7 protein-coding genes are annotated in these 10,295 nt (G+C 69.3%); 5 read left to right on the top strand and 2 right to left on the bottom strand.

Features of this window, described 5'->3' with window-relative positions; all coding sequences use genetic code 11:
* Positions 1–1,463: Hsp70 family protein (locus W823_RS41660; RefSeq protein ID WP_023957673.1), on the bottom strand; the 1,463-nt coding region annotated here is incomplete at its 3' end.
* 425 nt (positions 1,464–1,888) lie between these two features.
* Between W823_RS41660 and W823_RS56530 the strand changes: the two genes are divergently transcribed.
* The 5 genes from W823_RS56530 (at position 1,889) to W823_RS41640 (ending at position 9,464) form a co-directional block, all read left to right on the top strand.
* Positions 1,889–2,908, top strand: a complete 1,020-nt coding sequence (locus W823_RS56530; protein WP_051406481.1) for a hypothetical protein — start codon at positions 1,889–1,891, stop codon at positions 2,906–2,908.
* 19 nt (positions 2,909–2,927) lie between these two features.
* Positions 2,928–5,303: a hypothetical protein gene (locus W823_RS41655; RefSeq protein ID WP_051406480.1), complete on the top strand. Its 2,376-nt coding sequence runs from the start codon at positions 2,928–2,930 to the stop codon at positions 5,301–5,303.
* Between the two features lie 147 nt (positions 5,304–5,450).
* Positions 5,451–7,391 carry a dynamin family protein gene (locus W823_RS41650; RefSeq protein WP_023957668.1) on the top strand — a complete coding sequence of 647 codons (1,941 nt, stop codon included), beginning with the start codon at positions 5,451–5,453 and terminating at the stop codon, positions 7,389–7,391.
* The gene (locus W823_RS41645) at positions 7,388–8,854 is read left to right on the top strand and encodes a dynamin family protein (protein WP_023957666.1); all 1,467 of its coding nucleotides are present in this window, start codon (positions 7,388–7,390) and stop codon (positions 8,852–8,854) included. Before W823_RS41650 ends, W823_RS41645 begins: the two co-directional genes overlap by 4 nt.
* A gap of 7 nt (positions 8,855–8,861) precedes the next feature.
* Positions 8,862–9,464, top strand: a complete 603-nt coding sequence (locus W823_RS41640) for a hypothetical protein (RefSeq protein ID WP_031332125.1) — start codon at positions 8,862–8,864, stop codon at positions 9,462–9,464.
* A gap of 23 nt (positions 9,465–9,487) precedes the next feature.
* Here W823_RS41640 and W823_RS41635 read toward each other — a convergent pair whose 3' ends face one another.
* Positions 9,488–10,048, bottom strand: a complete 561-nt coding sequence (locus W823_RS41635; protein ID WP_023957662.1) for a hypothetical protein — start codon at positions 10,046–10,048, stop codon at positions 9,488–9,490.
* Positions 10,049–10,295 lie beyond the last annotated feature (247 nt).

The raw sequence follows: 10,295 nt of genomic DNA, 5'->3' as shown, positions 1-10,295 counted from the left end.
GCGGTCGGGGCACCCGGCGCGGCGGGGGCGGGGGCAGCCGTACCGCCTCTGGGTGCCACCGTTGTCGGCCGTCCGTCGGCGCCGGTGGTGACCGTGCCCGGGGTCCTGCTGCCGGTTCCGCCATTCGTGTCGGTCGAGGACCCGGCGGGCGAGCCGTCGGGCGCAGTCGAGGAAGCGGTCGGTGAACTCGTCACGGACGACTCTGCGGCGGCAGGCTTGGGCCCTTCGTCGTCGGTCAGGGCAGTGCCCACCGACAGGCCTCCGGCGGTGAGGAGAGCGATCGCTGCGGCGACTCCGACCACTATGGCGGTGCGCTTGCCCCGCGACATCGAGGCGGGCTCGACCTTGACGGTGCGGGGAGCCGGGGTGAGTGCGTGCGCGCCGGCGGGAACGACTTCATCAGAAGCCGATGCATGCGCCGGCACGACCGCGACCGACGCCGCCGCGGCCGCCTTCGCCGCGGTGTGGGCGATGAGCGCGGCCCCGGTGGCGGTGGTGGTCGCCGGGTCGTTGTTGACCGCGACCGGGATACGCAGCATCGACGACGCCAATTCACTCACGAGAGGGGTGGCCGAACCGCCACCGGTGAGCAGGATCGTGGAGACCGCGCCCAGCTCGATGTCGGCGAGCTGTAGAGCCTCGATCACCAGGGCCATCGAGCTCGCGAGGGGTGCCCGCAGCAGGTCTTCGAGCTCGGACCGGACGAGCCTCGCCTCGGTGCGGATTCCCGGAAGATCGATGGAGACAACGGTTTCGGTGTCCGAGGACAACGCCTCGCGGGCCGCCGCGCAGCGGACCCGGAGTTCGGCCAGGCCCTCCATCGTCGCCGCATCGAACGGGTCGATCGCGTCCGTGGCGCCCACCGATTCGAGCACATGACCGAGAACGAGATGGTCGAACTGGGCGCCGCTGATCTCTTCGGACTTCAGAGGGCGGCCGATGACCACCGGGTCGGCCCCGGTGCGCACCACCGCCACATCGAGTGATGAACCACCCAGGTCGTACACCACGGTGACGCCGTCGAGCTGACCCTTGTGTTCGGCGAGCGCGGCAACCGCGGCGATCGCCTCGGAAACCACGGTCACCTCCGGCATGTCCTGCCGGGCCGCGGCCGCGCGCAGGGCCTCGACGGTGTAGTCCTGCCATTCGTTCGGGCAGGCGAGCACGATCGCGTCGGCATCCCAGGCACCGGCGTCGGCGGCGAGAGCGGCCATCGCAGCGGCGTATAGGTCCTCACCGGTGTACTGGCGACCGTCGTCGGTCACCAGGGCAACGGGATCACCCACCCGCTCGGTGAAACCGCCGACCCGGTACGGCCCCGGCCGGTCGACGAGCTCGGGCGAGGCGTCGGGCGCCAACTCGAGAATCGGGCCGCGCACGACAGCAGCACCGAGGCCACCGTCGGTACCGGGCACTGCAACACAGGTGGTGCTGCCGATCTTCAAACCGAGCGATGTGGTCATGGTCTGCCGACTCCTCTGGTGCGCCTACGGCATCGACTCACCCTGTGATGCCCATCTCCCATGATGTCGCCGCAGGTAGGGATGGTGTTACCGGTTCGGCGGGTGGTCGCGGATGTGCGGGGTCGATCCCCTAGACCCCCTAATGCACCGGGGGGCTTCCCCTAACGCCCCCATCAGCGACGAAGGGGGCGTTGGCCCGTTGGGCCGGGTTCGCAGACTCATAGCGTGGAGACAATCTCAGCGGACCCACCTGGATCCGCCCGGCAACAGGAGAACGCCATGCCCAGCAACGCAGTACTCGATTTCATCCTCGGCCTCCTCCGCGACGAGAAAGCCGCCAACGCCTACTGCCTGAACCCGCAGGCGCGCTGAACGCGGCCGGCCTGCCCGAGCTCTGCCACGCCGACATCGTCGCCGCGGCACCGATGGTTGCCGAATCCGGATTGTTCGCGGGTGGGTCGCGGTTGACCAACATCATCAATGCCGGCAATGGCGGTGGGGGCATCGGAGCGATCAACGTCGGCGCGATCGGTGGCGGCCTCGCCGTCGGCGGTCTGCAGCTCGGGAACATCGACTTCGGCGACGTGAACTTCGGTGACATCGACCTCGGTGGCTTCGAGTTCGGGAACATCGACTTCGGAAGCATCAACTTCGGGAACTTCGGCAACTTCGACTTCGGATCGATCGACCTGGGGAACATCGATCTCGGACTCATTGATCTGGGAGGTCTCGACCTCGGCGGGATCAACTTCGGTGACCTGGACTTCGCCGGGCAGCTCGCGGTGGTGCTGGCGGCGGCACTCGCCGGTGGTGTGGCGGTCGGCGGTGAGATCGCTGCCGGTCTCGGCGCGGCCATCGGCGCCATCGTCGGCGGCATCCTGGACCTCAGCGGTGGCCTCGGGGCGATCTTCGACCTCGACGGCGTACTGGACATCGGCGCAACCGTGGCAGCTGTCCTCGGCGCCGGACTCGGCGTCACCGGTGAATTGACCGCAGGCCTGGCCGCAGCGATCAACGCCGCTCTGGCCGTGGTCGGTGGCCTCGACCTCGACGCAGCACTCGGCTTCGCCACCGTCATCGGTGGCGCTCTCACCGCGGCGCTCGAACTCGGTGGCGCCCTTGCCGCCGGCATCGGTGCGGCCTTCGGTGCGGTGATCGGCGGCGCGATCGGTCTCGGTGGTGCCCTCGCGGCGAACCTGGCCGCCGCACTCGCGGCCGGTCTCGATGCCGGACTGGCCCTGGGTGCGGCGCTCACCGGCGTCTCGGCCTCGGTGCCGGTCTGGCCGCGCAGTTCGGTGCAGTCCTCGCCGGTGTCCTCGACGTCACCGGCGCGCTCACCGGTGCACTCGCCGGACTGCTCGATGCGAACCTGCTGCTGGCCCTCGCCGGCGCCTGACGGCGACCCTGCAGGGTGCACTGGCCGCGGCCCTCGCCGTCGGGGGTGATCTCGCCGGAGAGTTCGGATTGGCCTTCGGCGCACTGCTCGGTGCCGCAGTCGAACTGGCCGGTGTCCTCGATCTCGAGGCCCTCCTTGCCGTCGACGGTGCCCTGGCTGCTGCGCTCGCCGGTGTCCTCGGACTCGGCGGCGGTCTGACCGCCGTACTGGCCGGGGCTCTTGATGCCGCCCTCGGCGCATTCGGCGCGGTCGACCTCGCTGCGCTGCTCGCCGGCGGTGCCGAACTGGGCCTGGCGCTCGGAACCGCTCTCGCCGGTGTGCTCGCAGTCGGCGGGGAGATCGCTGCCGGACTGGGCCTTGCCCTCGGTGGTGTGCTCGGCGGACTTCTCGAAGCAGACTTCGGGGCCCAGCTGGCCGGTCTGCTGGCCGGTGGCCTTGACCTGGGACTCGCACTCGGCGCGATCCTCGAAGGAGCTCTCGGACTGGGCGCTGTCGCCGACATCGCGGCCGGTTTCGGAGCTGCGCTGGCCGCGGCCTTCGGAGCCGGCGGCCTGCTGGCAGCCGACCTGACCGCACTGCTCGCCGGCGGACTCACCGCGACCCTCCAGGGCGCCCTTGTTGCCGTATTGGCGGCCGGTGGTGACCTGGCAGGTGAGTTCGGTCTCGCGCTCGGTGGTGTCCTCGGCGCCGCGCTCGAACTGGCCGGCGCCGCAGATCTCGAAGCCCTCCTGGATGTCGACGGCGCACTGGCCGCGGCCCTCGCCGGGGTGTTCGGACTCGGCGGCGGTCTCGCCGCCGGCCTGACCGGAGCGTTCGAAGCCGCCCTCGGCGCCTTCGGCGACCTCGACCTCGCCGCTTTGCTCGCAGGCGGAGCCGACCTCGGTCTTGCCCTCGGCACCGCGCTGTCGGGTGTGCTGGCAGCCGGAGGCGAAGTCGCCGCCGGACTGGGTCTTGCCCTCGGCGGTGCGATCGGTGGATTGCACGACGCCGACTTCGGCGCACAGCTCGCCGGGCTGCTGGCCGGCGGCCTCGACCTCGGGCTCGCGCTCGGCGCAATCGTGGGCGGCGCGTTCGGACTGGACGGAGCCGCGGAGATCGCCGGCGTCTTCGGTGGCGTTCTCGAAGCCGCACTCGCCGCAGGCGGCGTGATCGGGGCCGACCTCACCGCACTGCTGGCAGGCGGCCTGGCCACCGAACTCGCTGCGGCACTCGGCGGAGTCCTGGCCGTCGGTGGCGAACTCGGTGCGGAGTTCGGTGGCGTTCTCGGCGCTGTGATCGGTGCGGTCGGCGACCTCGACGCCGGTCTGGGCGCCGAACTCGTTGCCGGTCTGACCGCGGCCCTGGGCCTCGACGCGGTTCTCGACACCGATCTCGGTGCCGAGGTGGCTGCTGCGCTCGCCGCCGGTGGCGCGCTGGCCGCCACAGTGGGAGCGACCCTCGGAGCAACGATCGGCGGAGCACTGGAAGGTGCGTTGGCCGGTGAACTGGCCGGACTGCTCGAAGGTGGCCTCGACCTCGGTGGTGCCCTGGGTGTGGTCCTGGACGGCGCCCTCGACATCGACGGTGGCCTCGCCGGCGAGTTCGGCGCAGTCCTCGGCACCGCGCTCGGCGCAGCCGGTCTGGTTGCAGCCGACCTCGGCGGACTCGTGGAGACGGAAGTCGGTGCCGGGATCGGCACCGCACTGGGCGCAGGCGGCGCCCTGGTCGGCGGAATCGACGGAGCCCTTGATGCCGGCGCGGCCGGTGGACTCGCCGCTGCCGCTGCGCTGGTCGGTGGCCTCGAAGCTGCCGGGGACGCGGGCATCGCCGGAGGACTCGGCACCGGCGCCATCGTGGGCGGCGGTGTGGAAACCGCAGTCGGCGGTGTTGTCGCCGCAGGCGGCGGATTGATCGCCGATGCCGACACCTCGGCGAACGCGCTGCTGGGTGCGGCCACCGACATCGATGCCGGTCTGGTCGGCGCGGTCGGCGGTGCTGCGGGCGGCGACCTCGATGCGGGTGGTGCCATCGGCGGTGTGGTCGGCGGTGACGCCGCAGGCGGTCTGGGACTGGGCGGCGGCGTCGAGTCCGTGCTGACCGGAGGGGCCACCGGTGAGCTCGAGAACGCTCTCGACGGCGTGGCCGGACTCGGCGGCGGCGTCGGTGCTCCCGCACCGCTGGATCTCACTGCGGACGCGGGTACCGGACCGGCCGAGGTGACCGGAGATGTGGTCGGCGGCGTAACCGGCGGAGTGGCCGACACCACCACCGGAGTGGTCGGCGGAAACGCAGGCGGCTGGTCGGACATCGACGCCGACAACGCATTCGGCACCGGTGACACCGGACTCACCGGGGCGCTCACCGGCGACAGCGGACTGACGGGCGGACTGCTCGGCGGAGCCGACGCCGACACCACCACCGACGGAGGCGGACAGGTCGACGCGGGCGGCGCCCTCGACGACTGACGGACAAGACCCGAACTCGACAACGTGAACGAGGGGTGTTGTCGCTGACCCTGTAACACCATCGGTCCCGCACACGGTTACGTGTGCGGGACCGATGTGGTTGTGTTCTCGGTAGACCCTTCATCATTTCGACGACCAGCAGACCGGATGACCGATGAAAAGCGCCTCAGCATGAAGAGCATCGCCGGATCGTCGGCCACACCCGCCGACGGTGCACCCGAAGGCGCTCAGCCGGGCCGGCTGGGCGAGCTGTTGGGCCGGATGGGTCAGATCGCTGCCAAGTCGGGACGGCAGGACCTGGTCGACCGGCTAGAGGGAGCCCGCACCCGGGTCACCGATCCGCGCGTACGGATCGTGGTGGTGGGGCCGCTCAAGCAGGGCAAGAGCCAGTTCGTCAATTCCCTGCTGAACGTCGAGGTGTGTTCGGTCGGCGACGACGAGACCACCGCCGTGCCCACTCTCGTGCAGAACGGCCAGCAGCCGTCCGCCGAACTTGTTCTCGCACAACCGGGCAGTGACCCAGTTCGCACCCCGTTGCCGATGGGCCAGCTCACCTCCGTGACCCCCGACCACCCGCTGGCCGAGGGACGCGACATCACCCGGCTCGAGGTCAACGTCCCCAGCCCGCTGCTGGCCGACGGCCTGGTGCTTGTCGACACCCCCGGCGTCGGTGGACACGGGAACCCGCATGCCGCAAGCACTCTCGGGCTGATCCCATCCGCAGACGCGGTTTTTGTGGTGTCCGACGCAAGCCAGGAGTTCACCGAGCCCGAGATCTCGTTTCTTCGCCAGGTGATGACGCTGTGCCCGACCGTCGCCTGCCTGATCACCAAAACCGACCTGTATCCCCACTGGCGTCAGATCGTCGATGCCGACCGGGCACACCTCGAGCGCGAGGGACTCGACGTCCAGCTGCTGCCGGTGTCGTCGATGCTGCGTTCGCACGCACTGCGTCTCGGCGACGACTCGCTCAATGTCGAGGCCGGGTTCGTGGAGGTGTACCGATTCCTCCGGGAGCGGGTGGTCGCCCGGGCCGACCACTCGACTCGCGAATCAGTGGCCCTGGACCTGCGTTCGGTGTCCGAGCATCTGGCCCTCACCCTGGGCAGTGAGCTCGCGGCGATGCGCAGTCCCGAGACGGCCGCTGCCGCGGTCGCTGAACTCACCCGAGCCAAAACTGCCGCCGAGGACATGCAGAAGCGGTCGTCGCTGTGGCAGCAGACCCTCGCCGACGGCATCACGGACCTCGCCGCCGACATCGACCACGATCTGCGAGACCGGTTGCGCGCCATCACCCGCGAGGCCGAACAGGCCGTCGACGAAGGTGATCCGGGCAAGGACTGGCCGCAGCTCACCGAATGGCTCGAGGACCAGATCGCGGTGGCCGTCGGCGACAACTTCGTGTGGGCGCACGAGCGGGCGGTGTGGCTCGCCGAACGGGTGGCTGAGCACTTCGCCGAGACCGCCGAGGCCAACCTGCCGCGCCTCGACATCTCCGACATCGACGGGATCTTCGATCCGGTCACCGAACTCTCCGATCTCGAGTCCGGAAAGGTCGGGATCACCCAGAAGGTGCTGATCGGGATGAAGGGCTCCTACGGAGGTGTCCTGATGTTCGGCCTCATCGGCACCTTCGCCGGGCTCGCGTTGATCAACCCGATCTCGGTCGGGGCCGGACTCCTGCTGGGAACCAAGGCATACAAGGACGACAAGGAGGCGCGCACCAACGAACGGCGGAACAAGGCCAAGGCCTCCATCCGCAAGTTCACCGACGACGTCAGCTTCCAGGTCGGCAAGGAATCCAAGGATCGGCTTCGCCACATCCAGCGGACGTTGCGTGACCATTTCACCCAGGTCGCCGAGCAGTCGGCGCGGTCGATAGGTGACTCGCTGCAGGCGGCCCAAGAGGCCGCGGCGATGGCCGGCTCCGAACAGCGAACCCGGACCGCCGAACTCGAGCAGGAGCTCAAAGCTGTTGCGGCGCTGCGTAAGGTGGCGTTGCAGCTGGATCCGGCCATCGAGGCCACGGGGGGCGCTGCGGCAACCCCGGCGGTCAGATCAGCATCGGCGGATCGGGCCGTGGAGTGAGTACCCTCGACCGCGCCCGTGAGCTGCTCGACGCTGCCGAGAAGGTGTGCGGAGGTGACCGCTGGGCCGCTGCCCGGCTGGCCGACTGTTCCGACCGACTCGACGAACCGTTGCGCATCGCCATCGCGGGGTCGTTGAAGGCGGGCAAGTCGACCCTGCTCAACGCGATGGTCGGCCAGGACATCGCACCGACCGACGCCACCGAGTGCACCCGCGTGGTCACCTGGTACCGGCGCGGAGTCAACCCCAAGGTCACGGCCCGGTACGACGGCGAGCGATCAGCCGGGATCCCCGTGTTACGCCGAAATGGCCACCTCACCTTCGACTTCGGTGATCTGACCGCCGACCGCGTCGACCGCCTCGACGTCGAGTGGCCGGCCAGAGCACTGCGGTCGATGACCATCATCGACACCCCGGGGACGGCGTCGCTGTCGCGGGATGTATCCGCACTGACCGTCGACATGCTCACCCCCGAGGACGGCGAGTCGGGCGCGGACGCGGTGGTCTATCTGCTGCGCACGCTCACCAGTACCGACACCGCCTTCCTCGGCAGGATCGGGGAGTCCATCGGCGGTGAGTCCGGGCCACTGGGTGTGGTCGGTGTGGTGTCGCGGGCCGACGAGGTCGGCGCGGGCCGGGTGGACGCGATGATGTCGGCCAAACAGGTTGCGGCGCGGTTCGCCACCGAGCTCGAACGCACCGGCCTCTGTCAGGCTGTGGTGCCGGTCGCGGGCCTGCTGGCTCTCGGCGCGCGCACCCTGCGGCAGGTCGAGTACTCGGCGTTCGTCGCTCTGGCTGCCGTTGCGCCCGAGGAACTCGCGCTGGCGATGCTCTCGACCGACCGATTTGTCCGGCCCGAGACCCCGCTGCCCGTCGAGCCCGGTCTGCGTGCGGAGTTGCTCGACCGCTTCGGTATGTACGGCATCCGGATGGCCGTCACCCTGATCCGGCTCGGGACGCCCGACTCGCCAACTCTGGCAACCGAACTGGTCGACCGCAGCGGCCTCACCGAACTCCGGCAGATCATCGATGTGCAGTTCGGGCAGCGCGCCGATCAGCTCAAGACCCACACCGCCCTGATCGCCCTGGAACGCATTCTTGCGCACTATGATTCGGCTGAGACCGAAGAGCTGCGCAAGGCGACGGCGCGTATGCTGGCCGATGTTCACGGGTTCGCCGAGCTGCGGTTGCTCGGCAAACTGCGCACCGGGGGAATCCAGTTGCCACCCCAGGACCGCGATGACCTGCAACGCATCATCGGTGGCTCCGGCATCGAACCCTGGGCCCGGCTCGGTATCGCACCCGACGACAGCGTCGATCTGCATCGCAAGGCCGCGATGGAAGCGGTCCGGCGCTGGCGCACCCGTGCCGCCCATCCGCTGTTCGATAGGCCGACGGCAGTGGCGTGCACGGTCGCCGCCCGCAGTGCCGAAGGTATTCTCGCCGAGCTCGATTCGCAGTGACGACACCGTGACGCGCCTGCGTTTCGACGGCGACATCTCCGGGATCGGTACCACGGCGGGCGTCCGTATCGTGGTCGGGCACTGGCCGACATCACATCTGGGTGACTTCGCCGACGTCATGGTCGAGTTCGCCGACGGTGAGCGGCTGCTCGTCGCACCGAGTGATGAGGTGCGGGACTTCGTCACCGCCACTTACCATTTCGACCGCAGCGTGATCGCCGACGTGACCTACGAATCGGACGGCTCGCGGGTGTCGGTCCGGGCGGGCGATCTGGAGTTGTCATTTGTTGTCGGCGCGCCGACCCTGCTCGGGCGGCTGCTGTCACTGATGCCGCGTGCCGTGGTCACCGCGCCGTGGTTCTGCGCCGTCAGCGACCCGATCGCCCGGGTGTTCCTGCACGGTGTGCGAACCCGTGGCTCAGCAGGCGGAGGTCGCCGTGAGTATTACGGCGCGCGGGGTCAGCGACGTATCGAGTCGGTGGTGGCGGGGTGGCAGGGCAACGACCTCGGCGGATTGACCGACGTCGACCCACCGGTTCGTTTCGGCTTCGGTTCCACCCCGAAGAAGCCTGCGATGACACTGATCACCACCACGATCGACGAGCGCTAGCCCGGTTTCAGCGAACCCGGCCTTCAACGACGAATCGGCGCGGCCTTGAGCCATCGGCTGGTCGCGGGGGCGAACAGCAGCGCGGTGGCGACGGCTGCTCCTGCCGCAACTGCGAGCGGCAGCCATCCGGCCGCGGCGCCGAGGACGTCGCGGGCAGGGTCGATGACCGTCCAGAACGCGACCGCCCCGATCGCCGCGACCACACCGATGGTCGCGAGGAGGCTCCGGCTCGACGGCACGCGGTCACGCAGCCGGAGAATCCCGAACAGGCCGCATGCCAACACGAGGAACGCCACCACACCACTGGCGATCATCGCGATCTTCACGGTGTCGGCGAGTTCCTCCGGGGTCGCCGACAGGTTGTCCTCGGCGAGAGACCGGGTCAGTTCGGCGCGCACGTCGGCGTGGTCGAAGCCCACCATCGCGGCCGTCACCACCAGGGCGACCAGCGTGAGCAGCCAGATCACCGCCGCGATGTCGAGAACCCGGGGCCGCTCGTCAGGGATCGGATCGTGCAGCGGTTCGATCCGGATCTCGGGACGGGCCGGACGGGGGCGCGGAGGAATCGGATCGGGCGGTGTCACGGTCTGAGCGTAACGAGCCTGCCGCCCCAACCGTCAACTTCCGGAGGCAATGGCCCACGTTGAGTCGATTCGACTCAACTATTTGAGATATTCGGGAACAGTTTGTGCACTTGGTCCGTTACACCTCTCGAGAGACCTGAGCCGCGAAGACTCAACCCGGTTTGACGTGAATGGCATCGACCGGTAACAGTTGAGTCGATCGCGCTGAGGTTTCGGACCCCAAGAAGAGGTCGTCACAGACCACAAA

Origin of the sequence: Williamsia sp. D3 (assembly GCF_000506245.1) — a bacterium.
Taxonomy (GTDB): domain Bacteria; phylum Actinomycetota; class Actinomycetes; order Mycobacteriales; family Mycobacteriaceae; genus Williamsia; species Williamsia muralis.
This window is presented reverse-complemented; position numbering and strand designations above follow the sequence as displayed.

Excerpts from the sequence above, each read along its gene's own strand:
- W823_RS56530 (WP_051406481.1), top strand. The coding sequence starts at position 1,889 with ATGGTTGCCGAATCCGGATTGTTCGCGGGTGGGTCGCGGTTGACCAAC.
- W823_RS41650 (WP_023957668.1), top strand. The coding sequence starts at position 5,451 with ATGACCGATGAAAAGCGCCTCAGCATGAAGAGCATCGCCGGATCGTCG.